Here is a 17,332-nt window from a genome sequence, read left to right as displayed (position 1 = left end):
TGCAACCAGCACCCGGCTTTCCCTGCGCCCTCTGTCTTTCGAGGAGGGTAACGGCCACGCAAACCTCGGGCAGTGCATGCCGCGAGAACGCGAACTGACATCCTCTCCGCTGTTTGACAATTGAATCAGACTTCACCTCGTCATTGCGAGCGCAGCGAAGCAATCCATCGCGCCGCGTGTGGAGGCATGGATTGCTTCGCTGCGCTCGCAATGACGAGGATAGAGCGGCGCACTTGCACCTATCCCCTCACCCTGAGGAAACCGCGCGGCGGTCGTCTCGAAGGGCGAGGCCACTGGCGGGGCCTCATAGTTCTCCGAGCGATGCGCAGCATCGTCTCGAGACGCGCGGAGCCTGTCACCGGGCCGCGCCTTGCGCGGACCCGTTGGCGCTCCTCACCATGAGGGGCGACATTGACGTTCGCCCCGGATGGCGCCGGTGGCGGGAGCTACGCCGGGCGGAATCCCGCCTGCTCCAGCGCCGCGCGGCTTTCGTCCGAGGCCAGCGCTTCCAGAAAAGCCTGCACCGCCGGGCGATGCTTGCGCGCCGTCACCAGTGCGAAGTCGTAATGCTCCTCCGCCAGCGGAATGAAGCCGAGTCCCGACGCATGTGCGACCGGCGCAATCGTCATGCCCCAGTCGGCCCGATGCTGGGCTACGGCGGCGGCAACCGCATTGTGCGAGCGCGGTTGATTCCAGTAGCCGTCGGGACGCGCGCCATTGAGCAAACGGTCGATCAGGATGCGCGTGCCGGCGCCCTGGTTGCGGTTGACCATGATGCAGGCGGAATCGGCGAGCGCGGCGCGCACCGCATCCTGTGCCGACAGACCTTCGAAACGTCGGTCACCCCTACGGAACACGATGCCCTGCATCCGCCGCCAGCCCGGCACGAGTTCGAGCCCATCGGCGAGATAGGGCACATTGTAGGTCTCGCTCTTCTCGTCGAACAGATGGATCGGCGCAAGATCGCATTCGCCGCGCTTGGCCGCCGCAAGCCCGCCAAGACTGCCGACCGCGATCGAGCGCACCGAGAGCCCAGCGCGCGCCAGCGGCGCGGTGACGAGATCGAGCCCGGTGCAATGGCTGCCGACGATGACGAGATCGGGCACGCGCACGTGCGGCGTGAACAGCGTCACCTCGGCTTCCGTGCCGGCCGGCATCTGATCGGCCAGCGCGTCGATCTTCAGGAAGCCGTCAGCCTGCGCGAACGAGGTGATCGCGCCCGAGCCCTTCCCGGAGGGATAGGCGATCAATCCGTCCGCGCCTTCGACCAGCGACACCATGACGAACTCGGTGCGGCCGAGTTCGGAGGCGATCCGCACCGGCACTTTTGCCGTCACCTTCGCATCCGAGCGCGGCGGCAGGCCCGCCATCCGCCGCAGCACTGGCACGATCATGTCGTGGAAGGTGAACATCGCCGAGGTCGGAAATCCCGGCAGGATCACCACCGGCTTGCCGTCGCACACCGCAAGGCAAAGCGGCTTGCCCGGCTTCAGCGCCACGCCATGGGCGATAATGCCCGGCTTGCCGAGCCGCGCGATGATGCGATGGGAAACATCGCCCGCGCCTTTCGACGTGCCGCCGGAGAGCACCAGCATGTCGCTGCCAGCGAGCGCCTTGCGCATGGCGGCTTCGAGCTGCGCTTCGTCGTCGGCAATGGCGCCGACGAAGACGGCATCGCCGCCATTCTCGGAGATCGCTGCGGTGACGATGGCACCATTGGTGTCGTAGATCGCAGCCGGACGCAGCGGCTGACCCGGCTGCACCAATTCGTCACCGGTGGAAAGAATGGCGACGCGCGGCCGTCGTGCGACGCCAACCTCCGCGATGCCACAGGCAGCGAGCATGCCGATCTCGCGCGAGCCGATGATGGTGCCGGCGCGCAGCAAGGTTTCGCCGCGCGCGATGTCGGAGCCGGCGTAGGACACGAATTGTCCGGGAGAAGCGGCGCGGCGGATCTCAATCGCGCGTTGGCCTGCGGGTTGCGTATGCTCGACCATCACGATCGCGTCGGCGCCGCGCGGAACGGGTCCGCCGGTCGCGATCGAGGTTGCCGTATCAGACAGTACCGGCCGCGTGGGCGCGGTGCCGCAGGCGATGACCTCGTCGTTCAGCATCAGCCGCACCGGCGTGGCCTCGCTCGCCTGCGCAAGATCGGCGGAGCGCACCGCAAAGCCGTCGACATTGGAGCGGTCAAACGGCGGCACGTCGATCGGCGCGACGACATCGTTGGCCAGCGCGCAGCCGAGCGCCTGCGCGAGCGGTCGTGTTTCGCTGGCGACTGCCCTCGGAAACAACGCAGCCTCGAACCGCGCAACCGCCTCCTCGCGCGACAGGATGGTCAGGAACTGGTCCTGATCGAAATTGCCGCGGTCCTTCGCAGATGTATTGGTCATGTCGGAACTCATTCCCGCAACATATAAGCATCGATCGGCATGCCCGCAGCAAATCCTTCGGAACCGCCGGGCACCACCAGAAAGGCCTCCGCGCGCGCGATCGCATCAAACGAGAGCTCGCCCACCGCAAGCGGCCTCCATGCATCGCGCTGCCGCTCCAGCAGCACGAATTCGGCAATGCCGACGAGCGATGCGATCTTGCGCGACAGCGGCAGCGACAGTGCCTTCCTCGGCTGCCGTCCGGTCAGCCGATCGAGCACCGGCAGCGCCAGCGCCCACCACGCTGCAAACGCCTGGTCCGGCGCGCCGGGCAGCGCGACGACCGGCGTTGTTCCGATACGGCCGACCGCCGCGGTGCGGCCGGGCTGCAAGGCGATGCCATGAGCGATGACCTCGCCACGCACGGCGAGCGCAGTCACCACCGCATCGGTGCGGCCGACGCCGCTGCCGCCGATGATCACCAGGAGATCGCAGGCAGCATCTTCAAACGCGGCAACGATCGACCCGACATCACGCGCCCCCGCCTCCCGGCTGATAACCTCAGCGCCGGCGGAACGTGCGCTCTCCGCGACCAGCTTGGCGGTCACTGTGGCGCCGGGAATGTTGACGATGTGCAATCGCGGCCGTCGCACCTTGAGCCGCTCGATCCCTGCGACGCGCGCGACAAGAAGATCGCGCGGCAGCACACGTCGTCCCGCCTCGGCAATGAGGCTCCCTTCGGCGATGTCCTGGCCCTTGCGTCTGACGCCCTGCCCCGGGATCGCTTCCGCAAGCACCTGCGCAATCGGCCCGGCCGCCTCGACCAGGTCGGCATCGAGCACGCAATCGCAAGCCGAAGGCATGGCGTCACCGGCTTCGACCCAGGCGGGCGCCGCAGCCAATGGCAACGGCGAGTACGAGGAAGCGCCGACCAGATCATTGGCGCGCAGCGCCCAACCATCGGTGGCGGCAACATCATGCGGCGGACGCGCCGGCAGCGGGGGCATCTCGGCCGCGATGCAGCAGAGCGCGTCCGGAAGCGGCAACTCGATTGGCTGCACCGGCTCAAGCCCGTGCAGGAGGGAGCTGAGCGCGGTTTCCAATGGCGTGAGCGAAGCCGGCAGGCGCTGGGTCGGAACCATGGCCGGCCTGTCTACTGTATCGGCTGCGAAATAAACAGGTGCTGCCGGATGTTCCTGCTCCGAAAGGACGCGTTGACGCCGACCCCAAACCGGTTGCAAAAGAAACCAATTCAGCCGGGTTCACGTCCCGGAACAAGCAATAACGGCCAATGCGCCGGTCCAGGGAGGGAGACAAGAATGTTCGGCATAACGTTCGGTAAACCATTTTCCATGCTCGGCGCGCTAGCCGGCGCCATGCTGGCTTCGACGGCGGCGCTGGCGCAAATCTCCGACGACGTCGTCAAGATCGGCGTGCTCACCGACATGAACGGGCCGGCGTCGACGCCGACGGGACAGGGCTCGGTCACCGCGGCGCAGATGGCGATCGACGATTTCGGCGGCAAGGTGCTGGGCAAGCCAATCTCGGTGATCGTCGGCGACCATCAGCTCAAGGCCGATATCGGCTCCAGTATCGCGCGGCGCTGGTACGACGTCGATCAGGTGGATTTGATCGTCGACGTGCCGGTCTCCGCAGTCGGGCTCGCCGTGCAGAACGTCGCCAATGAGCGGAAGCGGCTGTTCATCACGCATTCGACCGGAGCGACCGATTTCCACGGCAAGTTCTGCTCGCCCTATGCCATGCAGTGGGTGTTCGACACAAGGGCGCTCGCAGTCGGCACCGCGCAGGAGGTGGTGAAGCGCGGCGGCGATAGCTGGTTCTTCATCACCGACGACTATGCGTTCGGGCACTCGCTCGAGAAGGACGCCGCGAGCGTCGTCACCAAGAACGGCGGCAAGGTGCTGGGCTCGGTGCGCCCGCCGTTTGCGACGCCGGATTTGTCGTCCTTCGTGCTGCAGGCGCAGGCCTCGAAGGCCAAGATCATCGGTATTGCCGGCGGCCCGCCGAACAACATGAACGAGATCAAGACCGCCGGCGAGTTCGGCGTGTTCAAGGGCGGCCAGCAGATGGCAGCGCTGCTCGCGCTGATCACCGACATCCATTCGCTGGGACTGCCGACTGCGCAAGGCCTGTTGCTGACGACGTCGTTCTACTGGGACATGGATGACAAGACCCGCGAATGGTCGAAGCGCTATTTCGCCAAGCTGAACCGGATGCCGACGATGTGGCAGGCCGGCGTCTATTCCTCCGTGATCCACTACCTGAACGCGATCAAGGAGACCGGCACCGACGATCCGCTGAAGGTCGCGGCCAAGATGCGCGAAAAGCCGATCGAGGATTTCTTCGCCCGCAACGGCAAGCTGCGCGAGGACAATCTGATGGTTCACGACCTCTGGCTCGTACAGGTGAAGTCGCCGGAGGAATCGAAATATCCGTGGGACTACTACAAAATCCTCACCAAGATTTCCGGCGAAGACGCGTTCGGCCCGCCGGACCCGGCGTGTGCGCTGGTGAAGAAATGAGGTGGGCGAATGGGGAGTAGCGAATGGCGAATGGGGGAAAGCGGCGCGTGGTTATCCATTCGCTACTCGCTATTCGCCACTCACTTCGCCATCCCGATCTCGCGAAAATACTTCAGCGCACCCGGGTGGATCAGATCCACATTCGGCGCCGCCGCCACCGTGCTCGCCGCCGTCGTCTCGCAGGCCTGCGCCAGCTTCCTGCAGAACTCGCCTTCGATCCCGTGCAGCGTCTTCGCCAGCCGATAGGCGACCTCATCGGGCAGGCTTTCGCGCACGAGGATGAAGCTCCACGAGCCGACGGAGGCGATCGCTTCCGTCTGCTTCGGATAGCTGTTCGCCGGGATCGTCAGCGGCTTCAGGAAGGTGTGCTTGGCGCGGATGCGCGCGATCTCTTCCGCACTCGGCGCGATGAAGCGCGCGCCGGTGGGGCTTTCCGCCATCGCAGCAAAGCCCGGCCAGCCGACACCGGCCCCCCAGAGCGCCGCGGCGCGGCCGTCCTGCACCATGGCTGACCCGTCGCCGGCGCGATCGAGATAGATCGACTTGAAGTCCTCGTCCTGCTTCAGCCCGATCCCGTCGAGGATATAGCGCGACAGGATCGGCAGGCCCGAGCCCTTCGCCCCGAACGCAACCGGCTGGCCGACGAGGTCGCGGATCGTCCGGTACGGGCTGTCAGCCCGCACCACGAACATGCCAGGGCTCGAATACATCGCGGTCAGGATCTTGAGCTGGGTCGCGGGCCGGCCGATGCCCATGAAGGCTTCATAGGCGGGCTCGCCGGCCACCGTCGCGATATCGAGCTTATCAGCTTCGAGCAGCGGAATGTTCTCGTTCGAGCCCTTGGTATTGCGCGGCTCGATCGAGAGGCTCGGATCCGCCGCGTTCATGACTTCAGCAAAGGCATTGCCATAGAGCGGGAAACCGCCGCCCGGTGTCGCCGTCCCCAGGGTGATCGTGGTCTTGGAAATGGTCTTGCCTCCCTCTTGTGCGGCCGCGTTGCCGGTGAGCAGGACAACGGCGCAAACCGTCAAAGCTATTTTCATGTGGCGACCTCCAACATCCCCGGCGCGAGATTGATCGATCTTTATGCTGCAGAGGTTGTAGGCAAGGCCGGAATTTTATGAAAGCATGGCCGCAACGGTAACAAGAAAATGACGAGGAAACATAATGCTTCGCTTTTTGCGTGCGACGTCCCTTGGTTTGATTTGCCTTTTGAGCCTTGTCGCCCCCTCCTCCGCCGCCGACTATCCAAACCGCCCGGTGCGCTGGCTGATCGGATTTGCCGCCGGCGGGCCGGTTGACATCGTCGCCCGCATCATGAGCCAGTGGCTGTCGGACCATTTCGGTCAGCAATTCGTGGTCGAGAACCGCACCGGCTCCGGCGGCAACATCGCGGCCGCCGCCGCGATCAATTCGCCTGCCGATGGCTACACGCTACTGTTCGTTGCGCCCAATAACGCGATCAGCACCTCGCTCTACAAGAAGCTGCCCTATGATTTCCTGCGCGACACCACCCCGGTCGCCAGCATTATGCAACTCACCAACATGCTGGTGATCTCCAACGCGATGCCGGTGAAAACCGTCCAGGAGTTCATCGATTACTGCAAGGCCAATCCGGGCAAGGTCTCCTATGCGTCGTCGGGCAACGGCACCTCGGTGCACATGTCGGCGGAACTGTTCAAGGCGATGACCAAATGCGAGATGCAGCACGTGCCCTATCGTGGCTCGGCGATCGCCTTTCCGGATATCATCTCCAACAAGGTGCAGTTGATCTTCGACAACCTGCCATCGGCGCTGGAGCAGGCGCGCGGCGGCAATGTCCGCGCGCTCGGCGTCACCTCGCCAAAGCGCTGGCCGAGCGTGCCTGACGTCCCCGCCATCGCCGAGACCGTGCCGGGCTTCGAATCGGTCGGATTTTACGGCATCTCGGCGCCGAAAGGCACGCCACCGGAGGTCATCGAGATCCTCAACAAGGCGGTCGGCGAAGCGCTGAAGGACCCCAAGCTCGTCGCCCGCCTGGCCGAGGTCGGCGGCATCCCCAAGCCGATGACCCCGGCCGAATTCGGCAAGCTCGTCGCCGACGAAACCGAGAAATGGCGGAAAGTCGTGGAATTCGCCGGGGTTTCCGTGGACTAGAGGCGCCGGGATTGCCCGATCGCCCCTCACCCTGTAAACGGACCCGGCACCGTTGCCGGCCCACGCGTTGTGGCGGCTCGCGGCGGGGCCTGTAGCTCAATGGTTAGAGCCGGCCGCTCATAACGGTCTGGTTGCAGGTTCGAGTCCTGCCGGGCCCACCAGGGATTACGGGCACTTACGACCTGCCTGCCGCCTGAGGATTCGGGACCGCCACAGTTACCGCCACAGAAACGATTGCCGTTTCGTTCGCGTAATGGTCTCAAGAAAGCAAGTTTGATCCAGGCCAGAGCCGCCTTCGCCGGCAAGACGCACGCCAGGCGCTCGTCTCCGTTCTGCTGAGAGCCAGTCGGCATAGGGTGGAGGAACCGAACGCTCGGTCCGTAACGAAGACACGCGGCGCTTACTGTCCAGACGGGCCGGCACCCGAACTCTCGCGCATCGCTGGAGTAGTCCGCCGAATAGACAGCCCTCGCCCGCGCCGCTCGGATTGCGCGACCTTGAGCACCGGCTTTCCCAGGCACAACCGCGGCGTGATTTCCCCGCCCATGGACCTCACACGACTCTTTGCAGCTTCCCCGCAATCGCATCATCACTTCCCGCCATCGAACAGCTGTGGTTCGAAGCGCCCGAGGGTGGGCGATGGGGTCCCGCGCCGCGAGCGGCTTCACGCAAAGCGCAACGAGATCTTTTGCCAGCGGCGTCGAGCACAAGCCTAACCGAAAGCTTCTGAGTTTTGACAGAGGGACCCGTCCGCGCCCTCGGACGCTGTATTTCGGCGGAGCCATCGACGACAGCAAAGACACTGAGTGAGCCGGCGAAGTCGAGAGAGCCAAAGATCTTGAGCGTGCGCCGCCGCTAGCTGGCGGGCTCTTTTGCCGGTTGGCGTAGTTGGAAGCCTCACCAGGACTCGCGGCGTCGGGCTGACAATCCTCCCTTTCGCCGGACAGCCGCATTTCGAACCCGGCGGCGTATCTTTGAGAGTAGCACTGGGAAGCCGACTGCTCGGGTGCGCTCCATCTCGCTTCAAGCAAATTGTCGCTTTTTTTCCCGATTTCGTGAAGCAGGTCATATCGCCTGGCTGGGGCAAGTCGGAGAGTGCCGGTAGCGGAGGGGTCAAAACCATGGCCGAACCTGCGAAGCGAATACCGAACTGGCTGACGACCGACATGTTGATAATTGTCGTAGGGCCGGCGGTTATCCACACCTCGGAAATCAAAAATGACGGGCACTGAGCTATCAAGCCACATCGCGGGAAAGCATTCATCAGGGAATGCGAGGAGGAAGTGTCCCTGGATCTTCGTGCGCCTGAGATCATCCTTTCCGTTACTAAACCGTGGATAGTCTCGTTTTAGGCGGGTGCCATCAACAACCCACACCATATTTCCGTAAAAGCGCTCGCGTGCAGCCCGTTCTAGCGGATCGAGATGCGAATGCTGAAACTCAATCACAAGGCCATGAGGAGTACGAACATCAGCGATATACGCGAGGATGCATTCATCGAATTGCAGGAGGAGTTCGGGAGAGCCGCCAAGCGAGGCGTCAGGATCGATATTTTTTGGGGTGCGGACGGCAATGAGCGCGATCGCACGGCCAATCTGGAGGCTGCGATCGCACTCAATCACCGGATCACCGCAGACCGGAACCTGCGGGGAAGAGCAAGGGTTCATCTCTACACGACGCGCTCCCATGCCAAGCTCCTGATCGCGGATGCTACAGGACGGGCCGCAGGAGAGTTTGTCGCCGTCGTCGGATCGTGCAATTGGCTCTATAGCGGATTTAATCGCGTGGAAGCATCGGTCGTCCTACGCCATCCTCACGCGGTGGCGCGGGTCGCCGAGGAATTCGCCGAGCTTGTCTTTGACATTACCACGAGCTCGAAAACCGCCTCCGACCTGACGTCGCTGGCACGTACCTTGCGCACGCATGGGGCGCCTGAGGGTGAAGCAGAGCTCCGGCTCGTGAGAGGAGACGAACACGCCGAACTCATGCGGGTCGCTCGCGGAACGGCCGACAAATCAATTATGGTCGGCGGCGATCGCCTCGGTTTGGCAGCAGAAGCTCGGACGATCATTCCGATGATGGCTGCAGCAAAGCGATCGGTACAAGGGATTCTTTGCTACTCGAAGCCTTCGGGACCGGTCACAAACAAGGATGCAAGGGACTTGGCGGCGCTCGCCGCTCCGGCAGGAGTCCGGCTCGTTCAGATTCAAGATCGTGAACTGCACGGCAAGTTTCTTCTCTGGGACGATGACCATCTGGTGATTACCAGCCTGAATTGGTCGTCCGCCGATACGCGCTTCGATGCCCCGCAGGGCGAAATCGGCCTCTACCTCAAGAGTCCGGGCATCGCGGAGAATGTCCGGCGTCGTCTGATTGACGGGTGGCCAACTCTGGATATGTCAGCCGACGCGTCTCAGCAGGGACAGACCCGACCAAAGCGTCGAAGGCGACGTCGCCGCGGCGGCGCAAACGGTGAACGCGAAAGAGCGGTAATCCCTCCGAACCTCCTATCAGAGCCTCGTTGCTCTTTCGCCCGCGGTGTTCTCGGTTTTGTTACTGATGATCCAGCTCCCGTGGGATGAGAGCGAAAGCGCCACTCACGCGCAGTATCCGAGGCATCTATTGAGGCCATAAGGGTGCTCACCCGGCAACTACCGATCCTGAAATAGGACAACAGGGTCAATCCCAAGCGCTTCTGAAATCTGCTCGAGAGCATCAACGGTCGGCGAATTTTCCTCGCGCTCGATCATTCCAATGTAGTTGCGATTCAAGCCGGCGCGATCGGCCAGTTCCTCTTGGGAAAGGCCGCTCTTCCGTCGTTGACGCCGAAGATTTTGGGCTACCACCCGCCGCAACTTCATGCGGCAAGACGGCCTCAAACGCCACTTGATCTCCACCTAGTATACTAGGTATTGTTCGCACCTCCCTGGGAAGTTTTAGATGACCAATGCGCGAGCTCCGTTGCCTAAGCCGTTTGCCGAGCGGGTCTCATTCACCGACGGGCGGATCCTCCGCATCGGTTATCGGGCTGACGGGGTTGAGTCCATCTTGGCAAGCGTTGAACTCCCCGTTGAAGTACTCGAACAGGAAATCGCGGGCGGCCTAGAGCTAGTCACTACGATTAGTCCTTCCGGCGAAATAGTGTCTCAAATCTTCGGGTCATCCGGATTGGCTTTGGAGGGTCCCCGCTCGATCATCTCAATCGATCGTCTGGTTTCACAGACCGTCGACAGGGATAGTCTGCGTCTAGAGGAACTACCGGCAAGCGAACTAAATGGGCTCTTGAGATCGCTTGAGGCGTCCATCGAACATGTAAGGACTGCACTCACTCAGAGGACATAGCTCAACGTCAATGGGACTCCTATCCATCACCAGATGATGATTTTGTACCATCGGCCTTCTTCTTTTCTTTTTTGAAGGCTACATCGCCGTCAAGAAATGCCTCAAGCATGAACGGTATCAGTTCAGCGACTTCCTCCTTATTGCCGTAGATTTCTGCATAAAAAGCGGCATACTCGCGCAGCCGCAGCGCTAGACCCGGCGTGAGCACAATTGTCATCTTCACAGGCGTCCGATCAGGCAACCTCGCAAGCTTCATCCCTCACCTGCCCTTCGCTGCCGTCTGAACGTCCTGATACGGCTTCAACACCAAATCCTTCGAAACAATCACCCGCAGCGGCCATCCCGGGCGCACGGTGATCGTGGGCTGCACGTCAAGCTCGCGCTCAATCAGGCGCTGTCCCGCACGGTTGGTCGTTTGCTGCGTGCTTTCCCGCAGCGCCTTCACGAGATCGCTCTCGTCGTTTCCGATCGATAGCTGGGTCCCCACCCCGATCAGGGTCGCCAGGGCGACACCCTTGAGCAGCTGCCAAGTGTGGAAGTCAACCTCGTCTTCGAGGCCGGCGTAACCGGCAACGTCGGTCGCTGGAAGGTTCTCGATCACGATCGAATTGCCGTTCGGCAGGATAAGCCGCGTCCAGATGACGAGCGCCCGCTTCTGGCCAAAGGCGACGACGCTATCGTATTTGCCTACAAGCCGGGTCCCTTGCGGGATCAAAAGATGCTCACCCGTTACCGTGTCATAGACGTTCTCGGTGACCTGGCCGATGGTAGCCCCAGGCAAGTCCGAATTCAGCCCGGTGACGAGGCTCGCCGGGATGATCGACCCGGCCATCACAGCGTAGGTGGATGGCGCCGGTTTGAGCGTATGAGGATTGGTGGTCTCCGTGTCGGCTTTCGCTCCCACAAAGGCAAGCTTGCGGGCCTGCGACGACGGAACGATCTCACTTGATCGGTCGATCATCGCCGGGGCCGTCTTCGCGAGTTCGGCAGCGGATGGCCCTGTATCGGGAGTCGAAGGCCGGAATGCGGATGGAGATGCAGCAGCCATCTCGGTCGTGGCTGTCTGCTTGCGCTTGTCCTGCTTCTCCGACAGGCGGAAGAATAGCCCCGACTCCTTGGCTTGCTGAGCGACCCGCGTCTGCCGGATCCGCTCAGCCCGTTCGGCGTCCTCCTCCGGATTGGTCCGGAAGCCTGCGTCCGACGCCACGCCGGCCTTCTTCTCGTTCTCGGCAAAGGCTCGGCCGATGTCTCCAGGCGACGGCGGTCCAAGCCGCGGCGTTGGCGGCAGATCCTCATAGGACTTAGGCAGCTTGCTCAGCCCCTCGGCGGTCTGCTTGCGATCGGTATTGTATAGCTCCGTCCGCTCCGACTGTTTGAAAGAATGCGGTCGGAGCGCAATGAGCGTCGCCCCGGCAAGGAACAGTGCGGCAACCGCACAACCGATCATCAGCGCGCGCCTGTTGAGGCGCCGAACCGGTCGCGGCCGCGCCCGCAGCTCAAGCGGCTCGGGATCTTGATCCAAGCTCGTCATGAGGCGCTCCCGGTACTGAATGTCTGCGACACCGGCCGCGCATCGATACGGATGATGCGGACGATACGCTGCTGATTTTCGCCAAGACGAAGTTCGGCGACGCCGAACATCCGGTCGACGATGTAGTAGGAACCGCGGACCCGGTAGTTGACGAGGTTCGGACGGCCATCGGCCCCGGCGACGAACAAGGGCGGCGCCTCCCCTTGCGACAGACCGGACGGCATTTGGATATAGACCTTGCGGCCGTCGTCAAAGGCGCGCACCGGACGCCAGGGCGGAGCCGATACCGATGATGATCGCAAGAACCATCACCTTCACTCCCGAGGCGACGACATTGCCGAGAGTCTTTTCCGCCAAGAATGCGGTCTTCCCCCACAATGCAAATGGCACGAGAATGAAGCTCGCGAGCGTCGTCAGCTTGAACTCGATCAAGGTGACGAAGAGCTGTATCGAGAGGACGAAGAACGCGAGCACGATCAGGATCCAGCAGAATAGCAGGATCAGGATCGTCGGCAGGTTGGTTAGCACGTCAAAGCCGGAGAATTGGCCGGTCTCCTCCAGAAGAGGATGCGCGGCCGTAAACCCGGCGGAGGCGACGAAGCCCGGACGTGCCAGGTCGGCGGCGGATAGGCTCCCACCCGAGGCCTTCAGTCCAATGCTGGAGAACGACGCAAAGACGATATCGGCAAGGCTCTGGAAGTTGCCGATGATGAACGCGAAGGCGCCGACATAGAGCACCTTCTTGGCAAGCGTGACCAGGATGTGGTCATCGGCGCGCAAGCTCCAGGCGAGGCCGGCAAGCGTCAGGTCGATGCCGATCAGCGTTGAGCTCAGGAACGAGACGTCGCCCGACAGGAGGCCAAATCCGGAGTCGATGTAGCGCGAGAATGTCTCTGTAAAGCGGTCAATGACGGATAGATCAGCCATAGCGCGCCCTCGCCTACTTGCCGCCGGTGTAGGCACGGCCATCGCCGATGAAACGAGCAAATCGCTCCTTCGCTGCAGCCGAAGAGGCCTGCTGTTCGGCCGCCCGCAACGTATCCGCGCGCGCTTGGGTCGCCAGAAGTGCCTGGGTCTGCAGCGACTGCTTGATGTGCAGGGCGAGCAGTTCGTTGCCGGACTGCTGGGCCTGAAGCGAGCCGACCGCAGCGGATGAATTGGTCATCAGCGTTCGGAGCGTCTGGCCGTCCTGATCCAGAGAGCTGACGATGGCCGACTGAATTGTCAGCGACCGCTTCAGACCGTCATAGCTATTGTCCCAACGCGACGTCGCGTCCAGAACCATCTTGTCGGAAGAAACGGCTGCCGCATATTGGCGGGGATAAAGGCGTTCAAAATCCTGCTGGGTCTTCTGGACATCGAATGAGATGTTCTTGGCCTGACCAATCAGGCTGTTCATCCGGGTGATCGTCGACGTGAGCTGACCAGCCACACTCGCGGGCAGGCTGGCGAGATGCTTGGCTTGATTGAGCAGTGACTGCGCCTGGTTTTCGAGGCTCCTGACCTGATTGTTGATCTGCTCAAGCGCCCGTGCCGCGGTCAGGAGGTTCTGACTGTAGTTCGAAGGATCGAACACGATATCGAACGCCCCGAGCCGTCGCGACCCATTCACGGCGATGACGAATGATAGTATTGTTGTCACGATAATTCTTGAGGTTGTATCCAAGAACATGCGGCCGGTAGTTTCGAGCATGGAAGACTCCAGAGATTGAGGTTGAGGTCAGACCGTGTGGGCTTGTTCGAAGGTGCTGATCAGGTTTGCGGCCCAGTGCAGACCGCATTCGGCGAGGTAGCGCTCGGCGAAATGGTGAGGCCCGGTGCGGGCCAGGACCGCGTCAACGGCACGCTGGTCCTCAGGCGAGGATGCCGCCACAAGCGCGAGGGCCACCGGTCCGAGGCCGAGCTCGAACAAGCGATTTCCGGCGCGGGACTGCAGATAATAGTCGCGCTTGGGGAATGCTTCCGCGATCAGGCGAACCTGAGTGTCGTTCAAGCCAAACCGGCGATAGGTCTCGGTCTGGGTCGGCTCCAGCGCACGGGGGTTCGGCAGGAATATTCGACTTGGACAGGATTCGATGATCGCAGGTGCGATCTGGCTGTCGGCGATATCGGCCAGTGACTGGGTCGCGAAAATGACGGCGACGTTCTTCTTGCGTAGCGTCTTCAGCCATTCGCGAATGCGGCTCGCGAACAGCGGGTCGTCCAGAAATACCCAGGCCTCATCGAGCACCAGCAAGGTGGGCCGGCCGTCGAAGCGGTCTTCAAGGGTGTGGAAGAGATATGTCAGAACCGGCGCCACCAGGCCAGGCAACGCCATCAGTTCTTCCATCTCGAAGGTCAGCACGTCCGCACCAGAAAGACGATCGGCGTCCGCGTCCAGGAAACGACCGTACGGTCCTTCAAGCGTGTAGGGCTGCAGCGCCTGCCGCAACGCGTCGCGGGCAAGCAGCGCCACGAGCCCGGTCATCGTCCGCTGCGAGACCGGCGCAGAACCGAGGCTCCTTAGCGCCGACCAGAGCGTCTCCTTGACATCGGGCGTCATGGTCACGCCCTCATGGGCGAGCACGCCGCAGAGCCAGTCGAGCGCCCAGAGCCTCGCCCCTTCCTCCGCGACATCTTTGAGCGGCTGAAACGCGATGCCGCCCTTGGCGCCGAGCTCATACCAGGCGCCCGACAACGCAAGCGTGGTCGCCCGTGCCGACCGCCCCTTGTCAAACGTGATCAATCGGGCGTTCGGGTATCGACGGAATTGAAGCGCGAGCATCGATAGCAGGACCGATTTGCCCGCCCCCGTGGGGCCGACAATGATCGTGTGCCCGACGTCGCCGGCGTAGAGCGACAGACGAAATGGGGTCGCGCCCTTGGTCTTGGCGACCAGGAGCGGCGGGCCATCAAGGTGCTCGCACCGCTCAGGTCCAGCCCACACTGCCGACAATGGGCACATGTGGGCGAGATTCAGCGTGTGGACGATCGGCTGGCGGATGTTGGCATAGGCTTGCCCCGGCAGGCCGCCGAGCCAAGCCTCGACCGCGTTGACGCTCTCCCGGACGGCCGTAAACCCGCGGCTATTGATCACCCGCTCGACCGCGCGGATCTTCTCGTCCGCTTGATGCGAGTCCTCGTCGCTGACGGTAACGGTCGTGGTGATGTAGCCGAAGGCAACCAGATCGTCGCCAAGCTCGGAGAGAGCTGCATCGGCGTCGAGCGCCTTGTTGCTGGCGTCGGTATCGAGCAGCGCCGCCTGCTCGTTGAACATGACTTCCTTCAGAATTGCGGCAAGCGACTTGCGCTTGGCAAACCATTGCCGCCGGTAACGCGACAGTGTCGCGTTCGCCTGCGTGCGGTCCAGCGGAATAAACCGGGTCGCCCAGCGGTAGGCGACGCCAAGTCGGTTCAGTTCATCGAGCAGGCCCGGAAAGGTGACGTGCGGAAACCCAAGAACGGTGAGCGCACGAAGATGGCTTCGTCCGATCGCGGGCGACAATCCACCGGTCAGCGGCTCATCGCTCAGGAAGCAATCGAGATAAGCCGGGATTTTCGGAACGCTGACCGGGTGACGCTTGGTCGAGACGCAGCTATGAAGATAGGTGAGCGTCTCCTCATCGTTGAGCGGCCATATCTCGGGCAAGACCGACGAGAGCAGATCGATCGCCCGGTCGGTTTCCTGGACAAACCGCTGGAGATGTTCCCGATAGCCTTTCTGGTTGCTGTCAAATCTCTGCTGGCCATCAATCTCGCCGGCATGGATGGCGCTTTTCTTAGGACTTTCGATCGATTGATCGCGACGAATGCGCTTCCCCTTTCCCGCAACGCTATGCCTCTCATTCGGGCGCTCGAGAAATAAACCTTCGAGGCGCGAGACCCTTTCGGCAGGCGGCAGGTACATCAAGGTCAGATGCAGCACGCTCTCGAAATGCTGCCCGTCGGGGCGTGACGGATCCTCCCATGCCACCCCAGCGGCGCCTTCAAAAGCGGCCCGCCGCTCCTCATCCACCAGCCAGGACACAGGATCTGGAAATTCCGACCTCGGATATTCGCCAGTCGGGATACGCGTGGCATCAAAGAAGAGAGCCCAGCCTGAGCCGAAACGCTTGAGGACGTTGTTGACGCGTGAGGCGACACTCATCAGCTCGGCCTCGGTCGCGCTGTCGAGGTCCGGTCCGCGGTAGCGTATCGTCCGTTGGAAGCTGCCATCCTTGTTCAGGACAACGCCCGGGGCGACTAGGCATGCCCATGGCAGCCAATCGGCCAGCCGATACGCATGGCCGCGGTATTCTTTCAGGTTCAGCATGCGAGCCGCCCTTTGTGCTTGGTGTGGCGGATGGCGACTTCGACGAAAGCCGGATCGCGCTTGGCGAGCCACACGGCCGTGCTGTGGCCGATCACCCACAGCACGAGCCCTGCGAGCCAAAGTCGCAAGCCGAGCGCCAGCACGGCGGACAAGGTCCCGATCAGGATGGCGGCCGCACGCGGCGCGCCGCCGATCAGAATCGGTTCGGTCAGTGACCGGTGAAGCACGAGTTCAAAACCATCGGGGCGCATTAGATCAGTGCTCCGCCACCGAACGAGAAGAACGAAAGGAAGAAGGAGCTCGCCGCAAAAGCGATCGAAAGGCCGAACACGACCTGGACCATCTTGCGGAACCCGCCGGAGGTGTCGCCGAAGGCCAGCGATATGCCGGTCACGGTGATGATGATGACGGCGACGATTTTTGCGACCGGTCCCTGCACGGATTCCAGGACACGCTCGAGCGGGGCTTCCCACGGCATGCCTGAACCGGCGGCGTGCGCCGCCGTGACGCTGAGAAGCATGCAGGCCGAGGCAGCGCCAAGCTCAATCAAGGGACGCCCGCCGATCGAGCAGGAGCCACGCAGGCGCGAACGCGCGTTGAGACGTAGTCGAATGGACATTATGCAGTCTCCTTCAGGTCATGGGCGGTGAGAGATGTTTGGAAGTCCGGGCGGAGTTTCGAGCAGGTAGTCGCCTGACGGATCGAGGCCTTTGAGCTCGGCAACGGCCTCGATGCGCCGTGCGGGACCCCGTCCCTTGATGAAAACAATGACGTCGATCGCCTCGGCGATGAGCCGGCGCGGCACGGTTGCGACCGCTTCTTGAATGAGTTGTTCGATCCGGTAGAGCGCAGCGCGTGCCGAGTTGGCATGGACCGTGGCAATTCCGCCGGGGTGGCCCGTATTCCAGGCCTTCAGCATGTCGAGGGCTTCGGCGCCTCTGACCTCGCCGACGATGATGCGGTCGGGCCGCAAGCGCAGCGTGGAGCGGACGAGATCGGCAAGGCTCGCCACGCCCGGCTTGGTCCGGAGCGTCACGGCATCCTTTGCTTCGCAGCGCAGCTCTCGGGTGTCCTCGATGATGACCACCCGCTCTTCGAGGCCGGCGATCTCCGCTAG

General features: G+C 62.6%; 14 protein-coding genes, 1 tRNA gene and 2 pseudogenes. 4 read left to right on the top strand and 13 right to left on the bottom strand.

The window, feature by feature from the left end; translation table 11 throughout:
- Nucleotides 1-446: 446 nt before the first annotated feature.
- A complete protein-coding gene (locus CWO89_RS25325) occupies nt 447-2,393 on the bottom strand; it encodes a molybdopterin biosynthesis protein (protein WP_165421336.1) in 1,947 nt (648 codons plus the stop codon).
- An 8-nt stretch (nt 2,394-2,401) separates the two neighbouring features.
- Nucleotides 2,402-3,514: a molybdopterin-binding protein gene (locus CWO89_RS25320; RefSeq protein WP_130581380.1), complete on the bottom strand. Its 1,113-nt coding sequence runs from the start codon at nt 3,512-3,514 to the stop codon at nt 2,402-2,404.
- Between the two features lie 177 nt (nt 3,515-3,691).
- Between CWO89_RS25320 and CWO89_RS25315 the strand changes: the two genes are divergently transcribed.
- Entirely contained in the window at nt 3,692-4,915 is a 1,224-nt protein-coding gene (locus tag CWO89_RS25315; RefSeq protein WP_463702570.1) for an ABC transporter substrate-binding protein, read from the top strand.
- A gap of 80 nt (nt 4,916-4,995) precedes the next feature.
- Here the strand turns inward: CWO89_RS25315 and CWO89_RS25310 are convergent, their stop codons facing one another.
- A complete protein-coding gene (locus tag CWO89_RS25310; RefSeq protein ID WP_130581379.1) occupies nt 4,996-5,958 on the bottom strand; it encodes a TAXI family TRAP transporter solute-binding subunit in 963 nt (320 codons plus the stop codon).
- Nucleotides 5,959-6,082: 124 nt separating this feature from the next.
- On the opposite strand from CWO89_RS25310, the gene CWO89_RS25305 reads away from it, so the two are divergent.
- The 3 genes from CWO89_RS25305 (at nt 6,083) to CWO89_RS25295 (ending at nt 9,633) form a co-directional block, all read left to right on the top strand.
- Nucleotides 6,083-7,051 (top strand): Bug family tripartite tricarboxylate transporter substrate binding protein, encoded by a 969-nt coding sequence (locus tag CWO89_RS25305; RefSeq protein ID WP_130581378.1) that lies wholly within the window; start codon nt 6,083-6,085, stop codon nt 7,049-7,051.
- 85 nt (nt 7,052-7,136) lie between these two features.
- Nucleotides 7,137-7,212: transfer RNA gene (locus tag CWO89_RS25300), tRNA-Ile, on the top strand.
- 1,269 nt (nt 7,213-8,481) lie between these two features.
- Nucleotides 8,482-9,633 carry a phospholipase D-like domain-containing protein gene (locus CWO89_RS25295; RefSeq protein ID WP_245476550.1) on the top strand — a complete coding sequence of 384 codons (1,152 nt, stop codon included), beginning with the start codon at nt 8,482-8,484 and terminating at the stop codon, nt 9,631-9,633.
- Nucleotides 9,634-9,702: 69 nt separating this feature from the next.
- Here CWO89_RS25295 and CWO89_RS25290 read toward each other — a convergent pair whose 3' ends face one another.
- The 10 genes and pseudogenes from CWO89_RS25290 to CWO89_RS25245 form a co-directional block, all read right to left on the bottom strand.
- A complete protein-coding gene (locus CWO89_RS25290; protein ID WP_130229222.1) occupies nt 9,703-9,912 on the bottom strand; it encodes a helix-turn-helix domain-containing protein in 210 nt (69 codons plus the stop codon).
- A 500-nt stretch (nt 9,913-10,412) separates the two neighbouring features.
- A complete protein-coding gene (locus tag CWO89_RS25285; RefSeq protein ID WP_130229221.1) occupies nt 10,413-10,649 on the bottom strand; it encodes a DUF2274 domain-containing protein in 237 nt (78 codons plus the stop codon).
- Between the two features lie 3 nt (nt 10,650-10,652).
- Nucleotides 10,653-11,924 (bottom strand): TraB/TrbI/VirB10 family type IV secretion system protein, encoded by a 1,272-nt coding sequence (locus CWO89_RS48080; RefSeq protein WP_130229220.1) that lies wholly within the window; start codon nt 11,922-11,924, stop codon nt 10,653-10,655.
- Nucleotides 11,921-12,205 (bottom strand): annotated as a pseudogene (locus CWO89_RS25275) (TrbG/VirB9 family P-type conjugative transfer protein); the annotation flags it as partial. The gene CWO89_RS48080 and the pseudogene CWO89_RS25275, both read right to left, overlap by 4 nt.
- Nucleotides 12,195-12,851 (bottom strand): annotated as a pseudogene (gene trbL / locus CWO89_RS25270) (P-type conjugative transfer protein TrbL); the annotation flags it as partial. The pseudogenes trbL and CWO89_RS25275, both read right to left, overlap by 11 nt.
- 13 nt (nt 12,852-12,864) lie before the next feature.
- Nucleotides 12,865-13,617 (bottom strand): P-type conjugative transfer protein TrbJ, encoded by a 753-nt coding sequence (gene trbJ, locus CWO89_RS25265; RefSeq protein ID WP_130229216.1) that lies wholly within the window; start codon nt 13,615-13,617, stop codon nt 12,865-12,867.
- Nucleotides 13,618-13,644: 27 nt separating this feature from the next.
- Nucleotides 13,645-16,215, bottom strand: coding sequence for a conjugal transfer protein TrbE (gene trbE, locus CWO89_RS25260; RefSeq protein WP_130229215.1), 2,571 nt, complete (start codon nt 16,213-16,215; stop codon nt 13,645-13,647).
- Nucleotides 16,209-16,466 (bottom strand): VirB3 family type IV secretion system protein, encoded by a 258-nt coding sequence (locus tag CWO89_RS25255; protein ID WP_130229214.1) that lies wholly within the window; start codon nt 16,464-16,466, stop codon nt 16,209-16,211. The genes trbE and CWO89_RS25255 overlap by 7 nt, the downstream gene beginning before the upstream one ends.
- Nucleotides 16,466-16,735: a TrbC/VirB2 family type IV secretion system protein gene (locus CWO89_RS25250; RefSeq protein ID WP_130229227.1), complete on the bottom strand. Its 270-nt coding sequence runs from the start codon at nt 16,733-16,735 to the stop codon at nt 16,466-16,468. Before CWO89_RS25250 ends, CWO89_RS25255 begins: the two co-directional genes overlap by 1 nt.
- Before the next feature lie 117 nt (nt 16,736-16,852).
- On the bottom strand, nt 16,853-17,332 hold a 480-nt coding region (locus CWO89_RS25245), incomplete at its 5' end, for an ATPase, T2SS/T4P/T4SS family (protein WP_165421335.1).

Source organism: Bradyrhizobium sp. Leo170 (assembly GCF_004296405.1).
In the GTDB taxonomy this organism is placed as follows: domain Bacteria; phylum Pseudomonadota; class Alphaproteobacteria; order Rhizobiales; family Xanthobacteraceae; genus Bradyrhizobium.
Note: the sequence above shows the minus strand (reverse complement) of the source record. Positions and strands in the feature narration are given on the sequence as shown.

Coding starts and splice junctions, on each gene's coding strand:
- CWO89_RS25325 (WP_165421336.1), bottom strand. CDS start 2,393: ATGACCAATACATCTGCGAAGGACCGCGGCAATTTCGATCAGGACCAG.
- CWO89_RS25320 (WP_130581380.1), bottom strand. CDS start 3,514: ATGGTTCCGACCCAGCGCCTGCCGGCTTCGCTCACGCCATTGGAAACC.
- CWO89_RS25310 (WP_130581379.1), bottom strand. CDS start 5,958: ATGAAAATAGCTTTGACGGTTTGCGCCGTTGTCCTGCTCACCGGCAAC.
- CWO89_RS25285 (WP_130229221.1), bottom strand. CDS start 10,649: ATGAAGCTTGCGAGGTTGCCTGATCGGACGCCTGTGAAGATGACAATT.
- CWO89_RS25255 (WP_130229214.1), bottom strand. CDS start 16,466: ATGCGCCCCGATGGTTTTGAACTCGTGCTTCACCGGTCACTGACCGAA.
- CWO89_RS25290 (WP_130229222.1), bottom strand. CDS start 9,912: ATGAAGTTGCGGCGGGTGGTAGCCCAAAATCTTCGGCGTCAACGACGG.
- trbJ (WP_130229216.1), bottom strand. CDS start 13,617: ATGCTCGAAACTACCGGCCGCATGTTCTTGGATACAACCTCAAGAATT.
- CWO89_RS25295 (WP_245476550.1), top strand. CDS start 8,482: ATGCTGAAACTCAATCACAAGGCCATGAGGAGTACGAACATCAGCGAT.
- CWO89_RS25315 (WP_463702570.1), top strand. CDS start 3,692: ATGTTCGGCATAACGTTCGGTAAACCATTTTCCATGCTCGGCGCGCTA.
- CWO89_RS25250 (WP_130229227.1), bottom strand. CDS start 16,735: ATGCTTCTCAGCGTCACGGCGGCGCACGCCGCCGGTTCAGGCATGCCG.
- trbE (WP_130229215.1), bottom strand. CDS start 16,215: ATGCTGAACCTGAAAGAATACCGCGGCCATGCGTATCGGCTGGCCGAT.
- CWO89_RS48080 (WP_130229220.1), bottom strand. CDS start 11,924: ATGACGAGCTTGGATCAAGATCCCGAGCCGCTTGAGCTGCGGGCGCGG.
- CWO89_RS25305 (WP_130581378.1), top strand. CDS start 6,083: ATGCTTCGCTTTTTGCGTGCGACGTCCCTTGGTTTGATTTGCCTTTTG.